Source organism: Arthrobacter sp. 9V (genome assembly GCF_902506065.1).
Classification (GTDB): Bacteria; Actinomycetota; Actinomycetes; order Actinomycetales; family Micrococcaceae; genus Arthrobacter.
In genome coordinates, this window is the sequence record NZ_LR732912.1 from 549,478 (window position 1) to 568,107 (window position 18,630).

Here is an 18,630-nt window from a genome sequence, read left to right on the forward strand (position 1 = left end):
ATGGACGTGGCAGGCTTCCCGCGAACCCGGCCCCAGGTCTTAGTAGCCCGAACCAGCAGCGCCCTTGATCATCTCCCCGGTGGGGCTGACCAGGTACCAGACACCGCCCACGCCCTGACCCGTCACGTCCCCTGGAGCTTTGTCCTTGGCGTAGTAGTAGAGCGGCATACCGTTGAGAGTCACATGCTTCTTTCCGTCAGGTGAGGCGATGGTTCCCACGGTCCCGGTGACCCCATCAACTGAGGGAGCATCAGAGGTGGTTGTGAATATTGGCCATGCGACCAGGCAGGCTTCCGTGCAGGCACTGGTTCCCGAGTCCTTGACGTCCTTGGTGAAGAAATAGAGGCTCATGCCTTTGCTGTCCGTCACGATCTGCCCGGCGCTGGAAGAGGACACTTTCATTTCCGTACCGGAGGCAGCAGTGCTGGCGTTCATGCTGGGGGATGCATCCATGCCGGGGGACGCGGAGGTAGCGGCCGCGGAAGACGAAGCCGCCGGTGGCGGAGTAGTTGTAGTAGTTCCCGGGCTTCCACCACAACCGGCCAATGCGGCGCTCAGGATCAATGCACCGAATCCAAAACTGAGTGGTTTCTTCATGTCTAGCTCCTTTGACGAGCCGGCCGGGATGGGTCGGCGCTAACCCCTACGACGTCGGTGGGGGAAGAATGGTTCACGGAGCTGAACCTTTTCCTTGCGCACGTCGTCGTATAAGCGAGGGGCAGCCGAAAGAGGGAGGTGGCTATGCCGTTGGACGAAGACGTGGTGGCCGCGATTTACCGCGACCACGGCACAGCGCTGAAACGCTTCGTTCTGAGCTGCACCTCCGATGCCCATCAGGCCGACGACGTCGTTCAGGAAACCATCCTTAAGGTGTGGCAGCACGCTCCTCAGATCACGGGAAGCCTGCGCAGCTACCTCTTCCGCACGGCGCGTAACGTCATCATTGACAACTACAGGAAGGCCCAGCGCCGCCCTTCCGAAGCAGGCGAACAGGACCTCCCGGACCATCCCGCGACGGAGCGCGTTGACGAACTACTGAACAGGGTCCTCATGGAGGAAGCTTTGCTGCGGCTCAGTCATGAACACCGCCAGGTTTTGGTGGCGCTCCACTACCAGAGGTTCACCGTCAGTGAAGCAGCACTTGAACTGAACATCCCGGCGGGAACCGTGAAGTCCCGGGCTTTCTACGCAGTGAAAGCCCTCCGAACGATCCTTGATGAAATGGAGGTGGAACGATGAACGAGAACTCCGTCCACCAACTGCTGGGCGCCTACCTGCTGGGTGGGCTGGAGCTCCAGGAGGCGCGCACGTTCGAAGACCACCTCGCCAAATGCGCGCAATGCCGCAATGAGTTGGAGCAGTTGGAGAGCTTGCCGGCTTTGCTCGATGCCGTTCCCGCGGCTGACGCAGTGGCCCTCACTGTCGCTGGAGGTGTGAACGCACTCTCGCTGCTGGAACCCGAACCCGAGGCATTACCGGAGAAGGTCCTGGTGGACTTGTCAGCTCGCAGGCGGAAATCACGACGCCGGTGGGCAGCTTTGGTGGGCGCGGTTGCCGCTGCTTGCCTTGCCGTTGGTTTCCTTGCCGGGCCGCTGCTGAACCAGCCGCCGAAGCCGGACGCCAGCTACTCGGTCCAGTCCGACGACGGGCTGCAGCTGACCGTGGGCATGGTGAAGAAGAACTGGGGGACGGAGCTCGAGGTTGAGGGCCGGTCCATGCCGCTGGAGGGCACCCTTTACCTTTGGGTCAAGGGCCGGGACGGCGCTGAAGAACGCACCTGCGGATGGACGGCCACAGCCAGCGGCCGGATCAAGATCACCGGTGCCACGCCGGTACAGTTGGCCGGCATCGCCGGGGTTGAGCTTCGCGATGAAGCCCAGAAGACGGTGGCCTCGATTTCGGTGCCGTAACAGGCAGGTTCTTGCGAGGAAACCTTAGCGTTCAGTAACTCCGGTGCCCTGCGCGCGCAGCTCTGCTACCAAGGTCTCGTCCTCGCAGGCCCGGGCAAACGCCTCAATGCGACGCTCAATTTCCCTGCCCAGGACCCAACTTCCGATCCTCTCGGCCACAGGTTTCAGGAGGGCCGGGCGGCAGGAGAAGGTGTATTTCCAGACTGTCCGGGTGCCGCCGTCGTCCGGGGTGAATCTCCAGCCACCTCCAAAATTCTCAAAGAACCACGGCCCCGAAACCATGGTCATCCCTACATTCCTGGGAGGCATGAAGGAGACGTACTCGCTGACCATCTTCAAGCCCATACGGGAGACAGTCCGTGTTCTGACGCCTTTGCCGGCTGCTTTCGCGCCATCCAAAAAGGCTTGGGCAGAAATAAACGGATCCCATTTGAGCCGGAATTCTCCGGTGGTCTGGGAGAGGGCGAAGGCTGTTTCCGGATCCAGCCGGATGAACCGTTCGGCGCGTACCTGCGGCATTTAGGACCCCTGACCTGAACCGAGTACCAGAAACACCATGAAGAGGATGCCAAAAATGTTGACTGCCATGATGGCCAATCCGATGATTCCCGTGATGCGCCCGGCATTCATGCGGCCAGCCCGAAAGACGGCGATCAGCCCACTCACCACAGCAACAAGAGCCAGCACCACCGCAATCCCCGCCAGGACAAGCGCACCAACCCACCACGAGTCGTTGCCCTCGTTATAACGGCTCATGGCCGATGCTACTGCTGCGATCCCCAAGGGAATGCTCACAATCGCCGCGACCGGCGAGAGCACGGCAGCGATGATGCTGGTAATGCCTGCACCCAGCCCCTGGTTCCCGGCACGTTGCGGCTGCTGGTAGTACTCGATCGGCGGCTGATAGCTCATGTTTTTCCCCAAAGTCCGTCGGCTAAAGCTTGCGGTACGTGAGGTCAAAGATCATGCGCCCGGCCTCGTGGGCTTTATTCTCAAAACTTGTCCGGATGCGGCCATCAAACCGTGGCGCCCAACCGCCTTCTTCATCCACACCCTGGTTCGGCCCGGTGTGCTCCGTACTGACCGGCGCGCGACCTTCCCGGACGGGCGCACCGCCCACAACAGACTCGACGCCGGACTGCCACACTTGCGTCAACGGGCTCTCCTCGCCGCTGCGCTCGCCTTCGTGCATGTTCTCGAACTCCGTGGAGTCTGCCAGAACCTCGCGGACGTGTACTGCGTAGTTTGACCAGTCAGTAGCGATCCGCCAGTAACCACCCTTTTCGAGCGCCTTGGCAGCTACCGAAGCGAAGGCAGGCTGGATGAGGCGGCGCTTGTGGTGGCGCGCCTTGTGCCACGGATCCGGGAAGAACACCCACAGTTCGCTGACCGAGCCTTCCGGGAGCATGGACTCCAGGACCTCGGGGGCATTGGCTTCCACCACCCGCACGTTGGTCAGCCCGCGGCTGTTGATCTTGATGATGGTGTTGGCAAGGCCCGGGGTATAGACCTCCACTGCGAGGAAGTCCTTGTCCGGGTTCTGCTCTGCGGCATGAACCACGGCGTCGCCCAGGCCGGAACCGATCTCCACGATCAGGGGTGCCTTGCGCCCAAACACTGCCTCGGCGTCGAACGTGTAATCGGGGTGCACCGAGGTGTTGGCAACATGGCGTGGGACTTGGATGGCCCAGCGCTCGGCGTGCTCTTCCCAGGCGGCCTGTCGACGTCCCTGCAAACGGGTGCCGCGGCGCACAAAGCTGACTGGTCGGCCACCATAGGTGCCGAAGGAGGCCTGGCTGCCGGGGGTCACGGGTCTCGGGGAATCTGGAGTTTCACTCATCCTTTCCAGAATACTTTGGTTCGGCGGGGTAGTTCGGCCCGAACTCAGCTCTAAAGAACCCGAGCTAGCTGTAAAGAAACGGCACCAGCAACATCAGCCCTTCGAGTCCTGCAACACAGAGCCCGAGGACGCCGAACGTCCAGGCGGTGGTCCGCTGCCCATCGGCGCCACTGCGCCTGGCCAGCCTTAGACACGTCAGGCCACAGAGCACTGCCGCGAGCCAACAAGCTCCCGTGGGGGCCAGGAAAACGGTCTGCGCAGCAAATGAGTAGGAAGGCGACTCGGCGCTCAACGCGAAGTATGTCCCCACAGGCAAGATGATCTGTAAGACAACAGGCACCCCCATGGCAAGCACCAAGCTCCAGATGCCTGCACGCAATCCCGCTGGGCGTAAATACGCTGCGGCCGTCTCTTGGGATGGCTTACCGGGGCGTTCTGAAGTTGCGGATTGAGGTGAAGGTTCCAAGGTCTTGTCCATGCCCTCAACGCTATGGATCGGGATGCTGCACAGGCAGGGGTGATCAAGCCTATGTGGATAACTGTGCCAATCCCGCTGGTCATATCCCGTGCTGGTCATATCCCGTGATGGTCATATCCCGTGATGGTCATATCCGGCCCAACGGGCGCCGGACAAGCCTGGCTGACAGAATAGGACGTGTGACCTCCTCCAAGACCCCCGGCTACCCAGAGAAGTCAGTCCTCCCTGAGATCGCGGTGGACGCAGAGATTGACGAAGAACCTGCGCCCGATCCCACCCGGCTCAGTGGCAAGCGCGGACTCGTATACCTGGGAATCTGCCTGGTGCTCATCGGCCTGAACCTCCGCACGGTCTTCTCCAGCTTCTCCGCGGTCCTTCCGGAAATAACGTCCGACGCCGGGTTGCCGGGTTGGTCGCTGGTAGTCCTCACCACCGTTCCGGTCACCCTGCTGGGAGTCTTCGCACCCTTAGCCCCCGTGCTCGCCCGGCGGTTCGGTGCGGAACGGGTGCTCTTGGGAGCCATGGCGGTCCTCACCGCAGGCTTGCTCCTGAGGCCCCTGGATATTCCCGGGATGGGACACTTACCCACGCTTCTCGCTGGAACCGCCGCGTGCGGTGCCGCCATTGCCCTCTGCAACGTTCTCCTTCCGGGTGTCGTCAAAAGGGATTTCCCTCACCGGCTGGGTCTGATGGGTGGGCTCTATACGACGGCGATCTGCGCGTCGGCGGCCCTTGGCGCGGGCTTCACGTATCCGGTATTTACGGCAACCGGCCAGTGGACCTCGGCGCTGTGGTTCTGGGCGGTGCCTGCCGGCGTCGTACTTTTGCTCTTCCTGCCGTTGGCAATCCGCCAGCCTTCCGTGAAGCATCAGGCAGTTCACGGCGGGGTCAACGTGTGGCGGTCGGCCGTGGCATGGCAGGTGACATTGTTCATGGTGCTGCAGGCCATGATGTCGTTCAGCGTGTTCGCGTGGATGGCTCCCATCCTCCGGGACAGGGGGATTGACGGCGGGACGGCCGGGTTGATCGTCTCGGTGTCCATTGTTCTGCAGATGCTCGGCTCGCTGTTTGCCCCTGCCTTGGCCACGCGCTTCAAGGATCAGCGGATCATCAACATGGTGGTGGCGCTCATGACCGGAGGCGGTTTTGCGCTCACCATCTTTGGTCCCACGGAGCTCATCTGGATCTGGACCGGGCTCAATGGGCTGGGTCAGGGGTCGCTGACTGCAGTGGCCCTCACCATGATCATGGTCCGCACCCGCGACGCCCACACCGCCGCGCACTTGTCCGGAATGATGCAGGGCGTCGGCTACGGGGTGGGTTCCCTTGGCACGTTGATGGTAGGCCAACTTCATCAGGCAACCGGCGGATTCGCAGCGGCCGGAATCCTGTTCCTGGTGGTGGGCTCGCTGGCCGCGTTCTTCGGATACCGGGCAGGCCGCGACCGCTTCGTTTAACGTTGCGAGGCCCGCTCTGCGCCCCAAAAACCTAGGGACAAACGCAGAGCGGGCCTCACAACGAAAGCGGGAGAGGTCAGACGGTGAGGTCCTTGCCCTTGGTCTCCGGGATGGAGAAGGCGAACGCGATGCCCACCAGCAGCAGGATCACTGCGTACACATTGAACAGCTGAGCCTGTCCGATGGTGCCAAGCCAGGTCTGCAGGTAAGGAGCCGTGCCACCGAACACAGCGACGCAGATGGAGTATGGAACACCGACGCCGATGGTGCGGATGTGCGTGGGGAACAGCTCAGCGTAGACGGCCGGCACAATCGCGGCGCTGCCGGCGATGAAGAACAGCATCACGGACATGGACACCGCCAGCTGCCAAGGCGAGTCCTTGAGCAACCACGTCATGGGGAAGTGGAACAGCGCGGCACCTGCGGAGGAAGCGATGATCACCGGTTTGCGGCCGATGCGGTCAGACAGTTTGCCCCAGAACGGCAGGGCGGCGATGAACACCACGTTGGCCACCACGCCGGCCCAGAGTGCCGCACCACGGTCCATTTTCAGCGCGGTTGCAGCGTAGCTCGGAGCCACGACGCCCCAGATGTAGTACACAACGGTCAGGCCGACGGTGAGGCCGATAACCTGCAGCGCCTGCTTGCGGTATTTCACAATCTGCGGCCAGATGGGCAGGCGCTTCTCTTTGGGTGCCTCGGCCTGGAAAGCTTCGGTCTCCTTCATCTTGGCCCGCATGAACAGGGCGTAGATGCCCAGCGCTCCGCCGATCAGGAACGGGACGCGCCAACCCCAGGCACTCATGTCATCCTTGCTGAGGGTTGCGGTGAGGATGGCGCCCAGCAACGTCCCGGCCAGGATGCCGGCCGTCCCGGAGGTGTAAATGAGGGTTGCCCAGAAGCCGCGGTGTTCCTTGGGCGCCATTTCGGACAAATAAGTTTGCGATGACGGCAGCTCACCGCCGTGCGCAAGCCCTTGGATGAGGCGGGCTACCAGCAGCATCACCGAAGCGAAGGCGCCAACGGCAGCAAACGTAGGCGCAACGCCGATGAGGAGGCTGCCCACCGCGCCCAAGGCCACGGCCACGGTCATGGAGGTCTTGCGGCCGATCCTGTCGCCGATCCAGCCGAACACGAACCCGCCGAACGGACGGGCCACGAACCCGACGGCGAAAATTGCCAAGGTGGACAACACCGCTGAGGTGGGGTCGGCTTGACTGAACAGGGCGCTCGCGATGAACGGCGAAAACGTTGCATAGATCGCCCAGTCGTACCATTCAACGGCGTTGCCGATGCCCGTGCCCACCAATGTGCGCACGTGGGACTTGTGGACCTTGACTTCGGGAGTGGTTCCTACGGTAGCGGTCATGTCATTCTCCAAGATCAGGCGGGGCTGGGAGTTAGTTGCCGGCGAGGGCAGCAATGCGGGATACGGCAAGTTCGGCGTACAGTGCCGCGCCGTCGGTGAGGACGCCGTCGTCGAACATTGCGTACGGCGAGTGGTTGAACGGCGACGTCGTGTGGTCGGCGCCCGGGGCAACGGCGCTGAGTCCTACGAAGGTGCCGGGAACTTCAGCGAGAACCCGCGAGAAGTCCTCCGAACCGCTCAGGGGAGTAGCCATCCGCGTGTGCCGGGACTCGCCGAACATTCCGGCGATGACCTTCTCGGCAGTGGTGGTTTCATCCTCGTCGTTGATGGTGAGGGGGTATTCCTCTTGGTAGTGCACATCCGCCTCCAAACCGTGGGCTGCGGCGATGCCGTGGAGCAGCCTGGGTACTGCTTCCATCATCTTCCGCCGGGACTCCTCGGAGAAGGTCCTGATGGTGGCTTCGATGCGGGCGGTCTCCGGGATGACGTTGCGCTTGGTTCCGGCGTGCAGGACGCCGACGGTGAGGACCACGGGATCGAACATGTTGAACTGGCGGGTGACCATCACCTGAAGCGCTGTGACCATCTCTGCAGCTGCCGTGACGGGATCCTTGGCGGAGTAAGGAGCCGAGCCGTGGCCGCCAGCGCCCAACACCGTGACAACAAGGCCGTCGGAGGAGCTGAGCATGACTCCCGGCTTGGTGACGAACTGGCCATGTGGTTCAAGCGAGGAGAACACGTGCATTCCGTAGGCGGTGTCAGCGCGACGACCGGCCGCGTCAAGCACGCCCTCCTTGATCATGTAGCTTGCGCCGTCGAAGCCCTCTTCGCCGGGCTGGAACATGAGGATGACGTCACCGGCCAACTGATCGCGGCGCTCGGCTAGCAGGGTGGCGGCACCGGCGAGCATGGAAGTGTGGAGGTCGTGGCCGCAGGCATGCATCGCGCCGTCCACACGGGAGGTGTAGTCCACGCCGGTGGTTTCCTGCACCGGGAGTCCATCCATGTCCGCACGCAGCAACACCACGGGCTTCTCCGCTGAAGCGTGAGCCGCGCCGCCACGCAGAACCGCGGTGACCGACGTCGTTTCCTTACCCAGGGTGATCTCGTACGGGAGTCCGTCCAACGCCTTGAGCACCTTTTCCTGGGTGCGGGGGAGTTGCAGGCCGATTTCCGGTTCCCGGTGGAGGTCGTGGCGGAGGCGGACAATGTCCTCCTGCAGTTCCTTGGCGTCTGCGGCGATGGTCATAAGTTCTCCTGGTCTTTCCGGGGACGGGTTCCTTATGCCATTCTGAGGTGACGTGCTTCACAAGTATGAAAACAACTGCAAAAATGCATTCAACAACCATTTCCGGCTGGAATTATGCAGTCATCTGCCATGATGTACTCGTGGAACTCAGTGAAGAAGACCTGCGCCTGGTCAACGCCCTGCAAATCTCGCCCCGGATCAGCTGGTCCGACGCCGGCGAGGTCCTGGGTGTCCATGCCACCACGCTGGCGTCCAGATGGGAGCGCCTCAGAGGGGCCGGCGCGGCATGGACCACCGCACACCTCATGGGCGACCCCAAAGACATGTGCTTGGCCATGGTGGATATCGACTGCGACATGGACTTGCGGCCGGACGTCACCGCCGCGGTAGCTCAACTTCCCGAGGTCATCACGGTTGAAGAAGCCGCCAGTAACCGCGACCTCACGCTGACCGTCATCACCCAGGATCTGGGACAGTTCAGCACCCACGTGTTGCCCAGGCTCAAGGAAATCCGTGGACTCACCAAGTACCACACAGCCCTCTGCACACGCATCCACACCAGCGGCTACGCCTGGCGGCTCAACGTCCTCAGCAAGGCCGAACAACAAGCGCTCAGGGCGCTCGCCGGACCCGAATCAGCAAACCCGTCACCTGACTCCATGGTGCTCCCGCTCCCGGAAAACCACCTGGCACTCATCCCGTTTCTGGCCCGGGACGGTCGGGCCACAGCAGCAGAAATCGCCCGGGCCCTGGGCAGAAACCCCGCCACCGTCCAACGGCAACTGGGCAGGGTCCTGAACAGCCGAATGCTGTCCTTCCGATGCGAAATCGCCCAACAATTCTCCGGCTTCCCCATCACTGTTCAATGGTTCGCCAACGTTCCCGCAGGGGAGCACCAAGCGGCCGCCACCGAGCTTAGGGCCATCCGCAATGTCCGCTTTTCCGCCTCCACCACAGGCCGCACCAACTTCACCATGATCATGTGGTTGCGCTCGCTGGCCGACGTCATGGAAATGGAACTCACCATCCAGCAGCGGATCCCGGGCATCCAGCTCGTGGAAAGCGTGGTCATGCTGAACACGGCCAAACGCGTGGGGTGGATGCTGAATCCGGACTCCACCGCAACAGGGACAGTGGTGCCGCCCTATGGGGAGCTGCTGCCTGCGGGTATTTAGGCGTGCTTGGTGGCCCTCAGAACCGTGTCCAAGGTGGTGCCGGATTCGCCGTCAGGTCCTGCAACTGTCCTTGCGCGGTCGGTGAGGACATTGACGAACCACGGCTCACGATCCAGCCGCAGCGCGCCAGCCAATTGCTCGGGCGTGAAGAACATGCCGGACTCGTGGTGGCGGCTCCATGGAGGAAGCCCGTGCGGATGATGCCCCACCACCAGCAGCGTCCCGCCGGGTGCCACGGCCGCCGCCGCTTTCGCTGCAGAGTCCCGCCACGGCAATAAAGGGGAATGGAGGAACTGGGCCGAGACCAGATCGAAGACCGGTTCGGGCTCCCACTCGCTGAGGTCCTGTTGCTGCCACGTGATCCGATCCGCATGATCGGTTTCCGCCGCATGGGCTGCTGCCCGTTCAAGCGCGACGGCGGACACGTCCAACGCGGTGACGGTCCAACCCTGCCGGGCTAACCAGATGGCGTCCCCACCTTCCCCGGAGCCAAGGTCCAGCGCCCTTCCCGGCTTCAGCCCGGCGACCTCGGCCACCAACTGCGGGTTCGGGTTTCCACTCCAAATTTTGGCGCGTTCCCGGTACATGCCGTCCCACATGTCCACGGCATTGTCCGCGTCCTCGTGGAGGTTCAGGCCGCCCTGCTGTGCGCCCTCATGGGTGTGCTGGTGGGTACCGGCGTCGTGCGCGTGTTCTGTCATAACCCAAGCGTGCCGTGGCGCTGCGCTGAAAGGCAATGCCTGTTGCTATTCCGGCAAAGTCCATCGCTGGGCACCGGCGCCGGACGCGCCGAGTTCATCCGACGGATTCTGCAGCGTACAGGATTTCAGGCTCAGGCAGCCGCAGCCGATGCACCCATCAAGATCATTGCGGAGGTGCTGCAGTGCTGCGATCCGCTCGTCCAACTCCTTGCGCCACCGCAAGGACAGCTTGGACCAGTCGTGCTTGGTGGGGGTCCGCCCGTCAGGCAGCGAGTCCAGCGCCTCACGGATGTCCTTCAGCGGCAAACCCACCCGCTGGGAGGTCTTGATGAACGCGACGCGCCGCAGCGTGTCCCGCCTGTACCGGCGCTGATTGCCGGCCGTTCGCTCAGCTTCAATCAGCCCGTTCCGTTCGTAGAAATGAAGGGCCGACGCCGATACTCCACTCCTCTCGGACAGCTCACCTATGGTCAGTGGCCGGTGCATTTCTCCTGGCGGCATGGGTTGCTTTCGATGGGGCGGGCGGCGGATTGACCTCAACATTAGTTGAGGTTCTAGGCTGGCGTCCATGACCTCTGACACCTCAACGGCCGGGATACTGCGCCGTCCATACCTGCTCGCCACCGTGGGGGCATGCGCGCTCGTGTTCCTGAGCGCGTTCGAGTCCCTCGCGGTGACCACCATCATGCCGCTGGTCAGCCGCGACCTCGACGGAGCCAGCCTCTACGCGCTGGCCTTCGCAGGCCCGCTCGCAACCGGCGTGATGGGCATGGTGGCAGCGGGTAACTGGTCAGATCGTCGTGGTCCGGCAGCGCCGCTGTACTCCTCGGTTGCGTTGTTTGTTGTTGGTCTGCTGATCGCCGGCATGGCCGGAACCATGGAAATGCTGGTGCTGGGGCGTCTGGTCCAGGGACTTGGTGGCGGTGCAATGACCGTGGCCCTTTACGTCCTGGTTGCCCGCGTATACCCGCCGGCGCTGCACCCCAAAATCTTCGCCGCCTTCGCCGCGTCCTGGGTGGTTCCTTCCCTGATTGGGCCATTCGCCGCAGGAGTGGTGGCCCAGCTCAGCAGCTGGCACTGGGTGTTCCTTGGTGTTGTGGGCCTGGTAGTTCCGGCCCTGTTGATGGTGGTGCCGGCGGTCCGCGGCATGCATTCCGAACCCGCTGCCGAGCCTGTTCCGTGGGCCTTCGGACGGATGGGATGGGCCGCGCTCGCCGCCGTCGCCGTCCTTGGACTGAACCTGTCTGCAGAGGTTCCGGGCTTCGGCGGGGTGATCGCCGTGGTGGCGCTTGTCATTGCGCTGGTCGCTTTCCGCCCGCTGGTACCGCGTGGAACGTTGACCGCCCGACGCGGCCTGCCCAGTGTAATCCTGGTGCGCGGCTTGGCGTCCGCGGCGTTCTTCGGGGCCGAGGTGTACCTGCCGTACCTGCTGACTGAGAAGTACGCTTTCACACCTACCTTCGCCGGGCTGACCCTGACTGGTGCGGCACTGGCTTGGGCCGGGGCGTCGGCCATCCAAGGGCGGCTCGGTGCCCGGCTTGCCGACGACCTTGCTGTGAAGATCGGCGCCCTGTTGGTGCTGATAGCCGTGATCTCCACCTTGGTGACCTCGGCGTTTGCCCTCCCCGCGGCCGTGGCCATTGCCGGGTGGATCCTCGCTGGTGCTGGAATGGGGCTCATGTACCCGCGGCTCTCAGTGATGACGCTGGCCCTTTCCACCGAGGAAAACCAGGGCTTCAACAGCGCGGCCATGTCCATCTCCGACTCCCTCGGGGGCGCGCTGTCCTTGGCTTTGACGGGGCTCGTATTCGCTGCCTTTACGACGACGAACTCGTTTGCGGGGGTCTTCGCACTTACGGCGATCATCGCCGTCGTCGGGGTTGTTATTGCGCCCAGGGTCGCCGCCCGCGCGGCCGCAACCGAAACCCGGGCCGCGGAACCCGAACTCACTCGCTCCTGATCCGGGTGGGTGAGTTGTGGGGCCTGCTTTGCGTGCTTCGCGCGTCGCAAGCCGCGCAAAGCAGGCCCCGCAACGCCGGGTGGGTGAGTTGTGGGGCCCGGTCTGCGTGCTTCGCGGGTCGCGAGCCGCGCAAAGCGGGCCCCGCAACGGGGTCTGAACAGCCCCGATGCAGGTCCGCAGGAGAAACACTGCTAAGCTAGGAACACTTGATGTGCGGTGACGCCCTGAAGCAGGTGGCCTGAAAGGCTACGCGACGGGGCATTTTTCATGTGAGAGGCACATCCTGCGTCGATGAACGCGTTCTATTTGGTCCCGGCACCGCTGTTGTAGCGAACCGGTAGACCACCTGACTTTTCCTCGGCGAACCCCTGGCCCAACCGGCGTCGGGGGCCGATGTCCGCACTTGGACACCGCCCGAAAGACATGAAGTTTATGACTACTTTTGCTGCCCTTGGCACGCCCAAGCCCATTGCTGAATCCCTCGCCGCAGATGGCATCGAAGAGGCATTCCCCATCCAGGTCAAGACTCTCCCGGATACGCTCGCAGGCCGCGACGTCCTGGGCCGTGGCCGCACCGGTTCCGGTAAGACCATCGCTTTCGCCATCCCGCTCGTGGCCCGCCTGGCCGAGCGCGAAGCAAAGCACTTCCGCAAGCCCGGCCGCCCCATGGGCCTCGTTCTTGCACCCACACGTGAACTGGCAACCCAGATCAACGCCACCATCGAGCCGCTGGCCAAGGCCATGGGCTTGAACACCACGGTCATCTACGGCGGCATCTCCCAGGCCCGCCAGGAAAAGGCACTCCGCGCCGGCGTCGATATTGTCATCGCCTGCCCGGGCCGCCTCGAGGACCTGATCCGCCAGCGCATCCTGTCGCTCGAAGCCGTTGAGGTCACCGTGCTGGACGAGGCCGATCACATGGCTGACCTCGGCTTCCTCCCGGTTGTCAAGAAGCTCATGGACATGACCCCCACCCAGGGTCAGCGTCTGCTTTTCTCCGCAACGTTGGACAACGGTGTTGACAAGCTGGTCAACCGTTACCTGTCCAACCCGCTGACGCACTCCGTGGACGATCCCCAGGCCGCTGTCACCACCATGGAACACCACGTCCTGGTGGTCAACGACCAGACCGTCAAGAAGCAGCTCATTGTTGAACTGGCCTCCGGCGCCGGCCGCCGCGTCCTCTTCATGCGGACCAAGCACCACGCCCGCAAGCTTGCCAAGACCCTCACGGACGCCGGCATCCCCGCTGTCGATCTCCACGGCAACCTGTCGCAGAACGCCCGCGACCGCAACCTTGCCGAGTTCTCCAACGGTGACGTCCGCGTCCTGGTGGCCACCGACGTCGCAGCCCGCGGCGTGCACGTTGACGACGTCGAACTCGTCATCCACGTGGACCCGCCCACAGAGCACAAGGCTTACCTGCACCGCTCAGGCCGCACCGCCCGCGCAGGTTCGGATGGCACCGTAGTTACTCTGACGCTCCCGGAGCAGCAGAGCGACGTCAAGAAGCTCATGAAGGCTGCCGGCGTTGATGTTTCGTTTGAACGTGTTACGGCCAACTCCCCGCTGGTGACAAAGCTCGTGGGCGACATCGCTGACAAGGTCGATCCCCGCACCCGTGCGGCCCTCCTCGCTGCGAAAACCCAGCAGGGTGGCGGCACGTCTACCGGCGCCAACGCCCAGCGCAAGCGCGCACGCCGTTCCACGCAGGCTGCTCCCACCGCTGGTGGCCGTGGTGGTCGCAATGGTCGCGGCAAGGTTGGGGCTGAGCCGGTTCGTACGGACACCAACCGTGCGGATCGCCGCGCAGCAATGAACGACGACGTCGCCCGCAGCCCCCGTGGTCGCGGCAAGGCCGGCGCTACTCACCGCAATGACGTTCCCGGCTCGCAGGGCCAGAGCGGCCGCAGTGGGCGTCCGGCTACCGGCCAGCGCTCGGCTTCGGCTCCCCGCACGGCATCCACCACGAGCACCCGCACCGGTGGAAACAAGGCCGTCTGGTCTTCCGCAACAGGTGCAACGTCCGGCGGATCCTACGGTTCAGGTGCCTCAGGCAACTCGGGCCGTGGTGGCTCCGGTGCAGGTCGTCCGGCACGCAGCGGCCCGCGTCGTGCATCGGCTCCGGCTTCGAACGAACGTCGCGGCCGCTAACCCCCCGCGTTGTGAGGCCGGCTTTGCGCCCCATTCTTTGGGTTTGGAACGCAGAGCGGGCCCCGCAAGTTTGAGTCTCGCGTTGTGAGGCCCGCTTTGCGCCCCATTCCTTGGGTTTGGAACGCAGAGTGGGCCCCGCAATCACCAGCCTCGGGCGCGCCACTCCTCAAGATGTGGGCGTTCGGCACCAAGGGTGGTGGGCAGTCCATGGCCAGGGTGAACCAGGGTTTCGTCCGGATAAGCGTCGAACAGCCGCTCCTGCACGTCGTTCAACAGAGAAGTGAAACGTGAAGGATCGTTCTGTGTGTTGCCGACGCCGCCCGGAAACAACGAGTCTCCACTGAAAATGTGGGCTGGCCCGACAGCATCCTGGTACACGAAAGCGATCGAGCCCGGGGTGTGTCCGCGCAGGTGGACCGCCGTAACCTCGAAGCCATCGAACCGCTCAACGTCGCCGTGTCCAAGCCGGACATCCACTGGAACCGGCAACGCATCGGCGTCGTCCGCTCCCGCTGAGGTGCTTGCGCCGGTGATTTCCACCAGCTCAGCCAGGGCCCGGACGTGGTCCCAGTGCTGATGGGTGGTGGCGATCCTGGCCAACTTGGTGGGCGCCGTCGAATCGCCGGCCGCGTCCTCGAGAAGTTGCTGAATGGCCGGAAGGTCGTCAGCGGCGTCGATCAACAACTGCGTACCTGTTGACTTCGAAGTCAACACGTACACATTGTTGTTCATCTCGCTGACCGAAATGCTTCGGATAGTAATCTCACGCAGTGAGTGAATAAGCGAATCCATGCGAATCAGCCTACGTTGTTGGCTTCGCGGCCCTGCGAGACCCAGTTAGGGTCTGCGGAACGTGAACCCACGACGGCGGCCGCAGCTTGGTTGAGCTTCTCAAGCTGCGCTGTTCCCAGTTGCAGGGACAGCGCCCCAAGGTTCTCGTCGATCCTGTGCGTTTTACGCGTGCCGGGGATGGGAACCACAGAAATCCCAAGGCGCTGACCTTGGGTAAACAGCCAAGCCAGGGCTACCTGGGCCGGAGTTGCATCCAGCTCACTGGCTACCTCGCGGACCGCGGCTACCACGGCCTGGTTTGCATCAAGTGCCTCGTCTCCAAAACGGGGGATCTTGTGGCGGAAGTCATTTTCCCCGAGATCGCCCGCGCTAACGGTTCCCGTAAGGAAGCCACGGCCCAGCGGCGAGTAAGGCACAAACCCTACGCCAAGTTCCTTGGCTGCAGGCACGACGTTGAGTTCAACATCCCTGCTCCAGATTGACCATTCACTCTGGACCGCGGCAATGGGATGAACAGCGCTGGCCTGCGTGAGCTCCTCGGCTGTCACTTCAGATAATCCGAGGTGCCGGACCTTGCCCTCTCGGACCAGCTCCGCCATGGCCTCCACGGTTTCCACTATCGGAACGCGGAGGTCACGGCGGTGCATGTAGTAGAGGTCAATCACATCAGTGTCCAGGCGGCGGAGGCTCGCTTCCACCGCATGCCTGATGTAGGGCGCATCCCCGCGGACTCCCGTGTACCCGTCCGCGGGGTTGCCCTCAATTCCAAACTTTGTGGCCACTTGGATCTCGTCGCGCCGCTCCTTGAGCAGCCTGCCCACCAGTTCCTCGTTGCTCCCCGCGCCGTAAACATCCGCGGTATCGATGAACGTGATTCCCGCATCCGCCGCATGCCTAAGGGTTTTCAGGCCTTCCTCAGGATCGATTCCGCCATAAACCGGCGTGAGGGCCATTCCGCCGAAGCCGAGGGGGCTAACCTCAAGGCCGTCGCCGAGCTGAACTGCAGTCATGAACTTCTCCAATGCGCGTTTGGGTGCTCTTGAAGGGTGAACCCGGAGGTTTACGTGGGTATTCCTGCTGTGTAGCCCGGGGCTGTGGCGGCTGGGCTGTGGCCGGCTCGATTCGGGGGTTCCCTGCCAGGAGTGCCGGGCGCACGGCGTTGTTCGCAGGGAACCATCGAAACGGAGTGGGCTCGCGAGGCCGGAGCGGGCTTCGGGGGAAGGAGGAGGCTTGCGGGGCGCGGGTTGTGCCCGAGCGGGCTCTGGCCCGAATCGGAGTGGGCTCGCGAGGCCGGAAGGGGCGTCAGAGCAACCGCGGCAGTGTGGCTGGTGCGGCAAGCTCTACCGAAGGACCCGGCGGGACGGACCCAGGGGTCTTCGCTACTCGGCCTTGGCTACAGGTTTCTCAGTGGGCAGGGCCTTCAATCCGGCAGCGCAGCCCACGATTCCCGCGATGAACAGCAGCTTCAACGGACTCGCGGATTCCACGCCCGTAATCATGGCCCAACCCACGGTCAGCGCAGCTCCAATGCCAACCCATACCGCGTATGCGGTGCCGAGGGGAATTCGTTTCACTGCGATACCTAGTCCGAGCATGCTCAGGACAGCTGTGATGGCGAAAACCACGGTAGGCGCGAGTTGTGTGAAACCGTTGGACAGACCCAAGGCCGTAGCCCATACAGCTTCGAGCAACGCTGAACCTAAAAGGATGATCCAGAAGATTCCGTTGCCTGTGTTCTTGATCTTTGCGGTGTTCTCAGTCATGGCTATGCCACCACCTTCAGGCCAACTACGCATGCGCCAATGCCCGCAAGCAAAAGCAGCCTGGCCGTCGTCGCGCGTTCAACTTTGGTGACCATGGCGTAAGTGGCCGTGAGAACCACGCCGACGCCAACCCACACTGCATAAGCCGTGCCGGTAGGGATGGATTGCATGGCGATGGCGAGGCCGGCCATGCTGGCAACAACAGATACCAGGAACACCACGGTGGGAACTGGTTTACGGAAGCCCTTGGAACGGTGCAGAGCTGCAGCCCATACGGCTTCGAGTGCTCCGGAGAAAATAAGAATTATCCACGACATGACGTTTTCCTTTGGCCAGTCTTGTCGCGTACCGGGTACTGAACCGTCGTCCGGAGGTTCCGGAGCGGAACCTTCATTTCAGGCTAGCAACTCCGTTGCGGGGTGGCCACCTCTGGTGGTTAAAGTCACCAGCTCAGGCGTGAGCAGGCTCTACATGGTCGATGGAGATCACCGCGATGAAGCCGCGGCCGGAGATCTCAGGACTGCGTGTATCCGAGCCCACCACGGCGTCATAGCGGGACAACTCGATCGGTGCCTCGGCGCTGGGTGCTGCGTCGTCGCCGTCGGCCTCTTCCTCCACGGGCGCCCCGGGCGCAACAGTTGCCTTACCCTCAAGCAGCACGGCCAGTTGGCCTTCGAAAACCGGATGGGCGCGCTTCTTGGAGATCTCCACAATGGAGGTGTAGCCCTTGAAAGCACCTGCGCGGGCGATGACGTTCAGATCCCGGATGTCGCCAGTGGGAAGAGCTGCCGACGAATCGGCCTCCCCCGAGAAACGGAACGGGCGGTATTTCTCCAGGGGGTGTTCCGCGCCGTCCACGCTGAGAAGCAGCAATTCGCCGTCGATGATGGTGATGACCCGCTCCATGCCCGGAAACACGGAAAACTGGCCAGCTTTTGAAACGTCTGCGATGCTGACGCGCCAATCCCATGCACCGTCCTGCGCAGAGGCGGCTTTCGGATGACTGGCGAGTTCGCGCGTCACCCCACCCCCGTTACGCCACGGTTCGGGACGGACGTCGGCAAAGCGGATAATCTCCATTCGACCAGCCTAGTGGTGGACGCGGCTTCTACGTTGGCATTGCGGCTTGCTAACGTCATATGTGGAAAACGTTGTGACTACGGCTGGAGGCGCGGGAATGTTCGTCAAAGTGTGCGGCTTGAGCACGCCCGAATCCGTGCGTGCAGCGGTGGACGCCGGTGCGGACGCCGTTGGTTTTGTGCTCACCGCCAGCCCGCGTGAGGTCAGCCCGGACCAGGCACGCATCCTGCTGCCGCTGGTGCCCGAGGGGGTGCGCGCGGTGGGTGTTTTTCGGCATGAGGCCGCAACAGACGCAGTGGCTACGGCACGCGCAGCCGGTCTTGAATGGGTGCAGTTGCACGGTCACCGGACAGCCGAGGACGTTACTACAGTGCACGACGCCGGTATGCGTCTTATCCGGGCCGTCACCATGGGAGCCTCGGAGGACGAGTTCGCTGATCTGGGCGAGGACGTTTTCCTGATCGACGCTGCGGTGCCCGGGTCAGGGGAGTCCTGGGACTACGCTTCCGTGCGCGCCAAAGGACTTGATGGGCGTCAGTGGCTTCTTGCCGGAGGGCTCGAATCCGGCAATGTGGCTTTCGCTGCAGCTGCGGCCGGCGCATGGGGAGTGGACGTGTCCTCCGGCGTCGAGGCATCCCGCGGAGTGAAGGACCTGGCCAAGATCCGCGCTTTCGTCGAGGCTGTCAAGGCTTGATTCGCTGA

Annotated in this window: 21 protein-coding genes and 1 riboswitch; of the genes, 7 read left to right on the top strand and 14 right to left on the bottom strand. The window is 63.2% G+C overall.

Going from position 1 to position 18,630, the window contains the following annotated elements:
- Positions 1-39: 39 nt before the first annotated feature.
- On the bottom strand, positions 40-597 hold the full coding sequence (locus BACI9J_RS02590; RefSeq protein WP_159733044.1) for a COG4315 family predicted lipoprotein: 558 nt from the start codon (positions 595-597) through the stop codon (positions 40-42).
- Between the two features lie 144 nt (positions 598-741).
- On the opposite strand from BACI9J_RS02590, the gene BACI9J_RS02595 reads away from it, so the two are divergent.
- Positions 742-1,239, top strand: coding sequence for a sigma-70 family RNA polymerase sigma factor (locus tag BACI9J_RS02595; protein WP_159733045.1), 498 nt, complete (start codon positions 742-744; stop codon positions 1,237-1,239).
- Entirely contained in the window at positions 1,236-1,910 is a 675-nt protein-coding gene (locus BACI9J_RS02600) for a zf-HC2 domain-containing protein (protein WP_159733046.1), read from the top strand. The genes BACI9J_RS02595 and BACI9J_RS02600 overlap by 4 nt, the downstream gene beginning before the upstream one ends.
- A gap of 24 nt (positions 1,911-1,934) precedes the next feature.
- Here the strand turns inward: BACI9J_RS02600 and BACI9J_RS02605 are convergent, their stop codons facing one another.
- From BACI9J_RS02605 to BACI9J_RS02620, 4 genes are all read right to left on the bottom strand, one after another.
- Positions 1,935-2,429, bottom strand: coding sequence for a type II toxin-antitoxin system RatA family toxin (locus BACI9J_RS02605; protein ID WP_159733047.1), 495 nt, complete (start codon positions 2,427-2,429; stop codon positions 1,935-1,937).
- Positions 2,430-2,822: a hypothetical protein gene (locus BACI9J_RS02610; RefSeq protein WP_159733048.1), complete on the bottom strand. Its 393-nt coding sequence runs from the start codon at positions 2,820-2,822 to the stop codon at positions 2,430-2,432.
- Positions 2,823-2,844: 22 nt separating this feature from the next.
- On the bottom strand, positions 2,845-3,750 hold the full coding sequence (gene trmB / locus BACI9J_RS02615; protein WP_159733049.1) for a tRNA (guanosine(46)-N7)-methyltransferase TrmB: 906 nt from the start codon (positions 3,748-3,750) through the stop codon (positions 2,845-2,847).
- A 64-nt stretch (positions 3,751-3,814) separates the two neighbouring features.
- Positions 3,815-4,228, bottom strand: coding sequence for a hypothetical protein (locus tag BACI9J_RS02620; protein ID WP_159733050.1), 414 nt, complete (start codon positions 4,226-4,228; stop codon positions 3,815-3,817).
- 179 nt (positions 4,229-4,407) lie between these two features.
- Between BACI9J_RS02620 and BACI9J_RS02625 the strand changes: the two genes are divergently transcribed.
- The gene (locus tag BACI9J_RS02625; protein ID WP_159733051.1) at positions 4,408-5,685 is read left to right on the top strand and encodes a CynX/NimT family MFS transporter; all 1,278 of its coding nucleotides are present in this window, start codon (positions 4,408-4,410) and stop codon (positions 5,683-5,685) included.
- 76 nt (positions 5,686-5,761) lie between these two features.
- Here the strand turns inward: BACI9J_RS02625 and BACI9J_RS02630 are convergent, their stop codons facing one another.
- Both BACI9J_RS02630 and BACI9J_RS02635 read right to left on the bottom strand, forming a co-directional pair.
- Positions 5,762-7,054: an MFS transporter gene (locus tag BACI9J_RS02630; protein WP_159733052.1), complete on the bottom strand. Its 1,293-nt coding sequence runs from the start codon at positions 7,052-7,054 to the stop codon at positions 5,762-5,764.
- A gap of 31 nt (positions 7,055-7,085) precedes the next feature.
- Positions 7,086-8,303 carry a M20 metallopeptidase family protein gene (locus tag BACI9J_RS02635; protein ID WP_159733053.1) on the bottom strand — a complete coding sequence of 406 codons (1,218 nt, stop codon included), beginning with the start codon at positions 8,301-8,303 and terminating at the stop codon, positions 7,086-7,088.
- Positions 8,304-8,386: 83 nt separating this feature from the next.
- On the opposite strand from BACI9J_RS02635, the gene BACI9J_RS02640 reads away from it, so the two are divergent.
- Positions 8,387-9,478, top strand: a complete 1,092-nt coding sequence (locus BACI9J_RS02640) for an Lrp/AsnC family transcriptional regulator (RefSeq protein WP_159733054.1) — start codon at positions 8,387-8,389, stop codon at positions 9,476-9,478.
- Here the strand turns inward: BACI9J_RS02640 and BACI9J_RS02645 are convergent.
- Together BACI9J_RS02645 and soxR are read right to left on the bottom strand one after the other, a co-directional pair.
- Positions 9,475-10,179: an SAM-dependent methyltransferase gene (locus tag BACI9J_RS02645; RefSeq protein ID WP_442858629.1), complete on the bottom strand. Its 705-nt coding sequence runs from the start codon at positions 10,177-10,179 to the stop codon at positions 9,475-9,477. The genes BACI9J_RS02640 and BACI9J_RS02645 overlap by 4 nt on opposite strands.
- A 45-nt stretch (positions 10,180-10,224) precedes the next feature.
- Positions 10,225-10,749 (bottom strand): redox-sensitive transcriptional activator SoxR, encoded by a 525-nt coding sequence (soxR, locus tag BACI9J_RS02650; protein WP_159733056.1) that lies wholly within the window; start codon positions 10,747-10,749, stop codon positions 10,225-10,227.
- On the opposite strand from soxR, the gene BACI9J_RS02655 reads away from it, so the two are divergent.
- Both BACI9J_RS02655 and BACI9J_RS02660 read left to right on the top strand, forming a co-directional pair.
- The gene (locus tag BACI9J_RS02655; protein WP_159733057.1) at positions 10,748-12,139 is read left to right on the top strand and encodes an MFS transporter; all 1,392 of its coding nucleotides are present in this window, start codon (positions 10,748-10,750) and stop codon (positions 12,137-12,139) included. The two genes, soxR and BACI9J_RS02655, sit on opposite strands and share 2 nt — an antisense overlap.
- A 432-nt stretch (positions 12,140-12,571) precedes the next feature.
- Positions 12,572-14,293 (top strand): DEAD/DEAH box helicase, encoded by a 1,722-nt coding sequence (locus BACI9J_RS02660; protein ID WP_201296486.1) that lies wholly within the window; start codon positions 12,572-12,574, stop codon positions 14,291-14,293.
- A gap of 141 nt (positions 14,294-14,434) precedes the next feature.
- On the opposite strand, the gene BACI9J_RS02665 is transcribed toward BACI9J_RS02660, so the two are convergent.
- The 5 genes from BACI9J_RS02665 to BACI9J_RS02685 form a co-directional block, all read right to left on the bottom strand.
- Positions 14,435-15,085 (bottom strand): MBL fold metallo-hydrolase, encoded by a 651-nt coding sequence (locus tag BACI9J_RS02665; RefSeq protein ID WP_159733059.1) that lies wholly within the window; start codon positions 15,083-15,085, stop codon positions 14,435-14,437.
- Positions 15,086-15,090: 5 nt separating this feature from the next.
- Positions 15,091-16,095 (bottom strand): aldo/keto reductase, encoded by a 1,005-nt coding sequence (locus BACI9J_RS02670; RefSeq protein WP_159733060.1) that lies wholly within the window; start codon positions 16,093-16,095, stop codon positions 15,091-15,093.
- A 369-nt stretch (positions 16,096-16,464) separates the two neighbouring features.
- The gene (locus tag BACI9J_RS02675; RefSeq protein WP_159733061.1) at positions 16,465-16,848 is read right to left on the bottom strand and encodes a DMT family transporter; all 384 of its coding nucleotides are present in this window, start codon (positions 16,846-16,848) and stop codon (positions 16,465-16,467) included.
- A 2-nt stretch (positions 16,849-16,850) separates the two neighbouring features.
- The gene (locus BACI9J_RS02680) at positions 16,851-17,165 is read right to left on the bottom strand and encodes a DMT family transporter (RefSeq protein WP_159733062.1); all 315 of its coding nucleotides are present in this window, start codon (positions 17,163-17,165) and stop codon (positions 16,851-16,853) included.
- Between the two features lie 10 nt (positions 17,166-17,175).
- Positions 17,176-17,241, bottom strand: a riboswitch (guanidine-III (ykkC-III) riboswitch).
- 57 nt (positions 17,242-17,298) lie between these two features.
- The gene (locus BACI9J_RS02685; RefSeq protein WP_159733063.1) at positions 17,299-17,928 is read right to left on the bottom strand and encodes a HutD/Ves family protein; all 630 of its coding nucleotides are present in this window, start codon (positions 17,926-17,928) and stop codon (positions 17,299-17,301) included.
- Between the two features lie 97 nt (positions 17,929-18,025).
- Here BACI9J_RS02685 and BACI9J_RS02690 point away from each other — a divergent pair, with 97 nt between their 5' ends.
- Positions 18,026-18,622, top strand: a complete 597-nt coding sequence (locus BACI9J_RS02690; protein ID WP_159736324.1) for a phosphoribosylanthranilate isomerase — start codon at positions 18,026-18,028, stop codon at positions 18,620-18,622.
- Positions 18,623-18,630: the final 8 nt, after the last annotated feature.

Coding starts and splice junctions, on each gene's coding strand:
- BACI9J_RS02685 (WP_159733063.1), bottom strand. CDS start 17,928: ATGGAGATTATCCGCTTTGCCGACGTCCGTCCCGAACCGTGGCGTAAC.
- BACI9J_RS02665 (WP_159733059.1), bottom strand. CDS start 15,085: ATGGATTCGCTTATTCACTCACTGCGTGAGATTACTATCCGAAGCATT.
- BACI9J_RS02645 (WP_442858629.1), bottom strand. CDS start 10,179: ATGACAGAACACGCGCACGACGCCGGTACCCACCAGCACACCCATGAG.
- soxR (WP_159733056.1), bottom strand. CDS start 10,749: ATGGACGCCAGCCTAGAACCTCAACTAATGTTGAGGTCAATCCGCCGC.
- BACI9J_RS02690 (WP_159736324.1), top strand. CDS start 18,026: ATGTTCGTCAAAGTGTGCGGCTTGAGCACGCCCGAATCCGTGCGTGCA.
- trmB (WP_159733049.1), bottom strand. CDS start 3,750: ATGAGTGAAACTCCAGATTCCCCGAGACCCGTGACCCCCGGCAGCCAG.
- BACI9J_RS02675 (WP_159733061.1), bottom strand. CDS start 16,848: ATGACTGAGAACACCGCAAAGATCAAGAACACAGGCAACGGAATCTTC.
- BACI9J_RS02590 (WP_159733044.1), bottom strand. CDS start 597: ATGAAGAAACCACTCAGTTTTGGATTCGGTGCATTGATCCTGAGCGCC.
- BACI9J_RS02605 (WP_159733047.1), bottom strand. CDS start 2,429: ATGCCGCAGGTACGCGCCGAACGGTTCATCCGGCTGGATCCGGAAACA.
- BACI9J_RS02640 (WP_159733054.1), top strand. CDS start 8,387: ATGCATTCAACAACCATTTCCGGCTGGAATTATGCAGTCATCTGCCAT.
- BACI9J_RS02660 (WP_201296486.1), top strand. CDS start 12,572: ATGACTACTTTTGCTGCCCTTGGCACGCCCAAGCCCATTGCTGAATCC.
- BACI9J_RS02595 (WP_159733045.1), top strand. CDS start 742: ATGCCGTTGGACGAAGACGTGGTGGCCGCGATTTACCGCGACCACGGC.
- BACI9J_RS02610 (WP_159733048.1), bottom strand. CDS start 2,822: ATGAGCTATCAGCCGCCGATCGAGTACTACCAGCAGCCGCAACGTGCC.
- BACI9J_RS02635 (WP_159733053.1), bottom strand. CDS start 8,303: ATGACCATCGCCGCAGACGCCAAGGAACTGCAGGAGGACATTGTCCGC.
- BACI9J_RS02620 (WP_159733050.1), bottom strand. CDS start 4,228: ATGGACAAGACCTTGGAACCTTCACCTCAATCCGCAACTTCAGAACGC.
- BACI9J_RS02680 (WP_159733062.1), bottom strand. CDS start 17,165: ATGTCGTGGATAATTCTTATTTTCTCCGGAGCACTCGAAGCCGTATGG.
- BACI9J_RS02600 (WP_159733046.1), top strand. CDS start 1,236: ATGAACGAGAACTCCGTCCACCAACTGCTGGGCGCCTACCTGCTGGGT.
- BACI9J_RS02655 (WP_159733057.1), top strand. CDS start 10,748: ATGACCTCTGACACCTCAACGGCCGGGATACTGCGCCGTCCATACCTG.
- BACI9J_RS02670 (WP_159733060.1), bottom strand. CDS start 16,095: ATGACTGCAGTTCAGCTCGGCGACGGCCTTGAGGTTAGCCCCCTCGGC.
- BACI9J_RS02630 (WP_159733052.1), bottom strand. CDS start 7,054: ATGACCGCTACCGTAGGAACCACTCCCGAAGTCAAGGTCCACAAGTCC.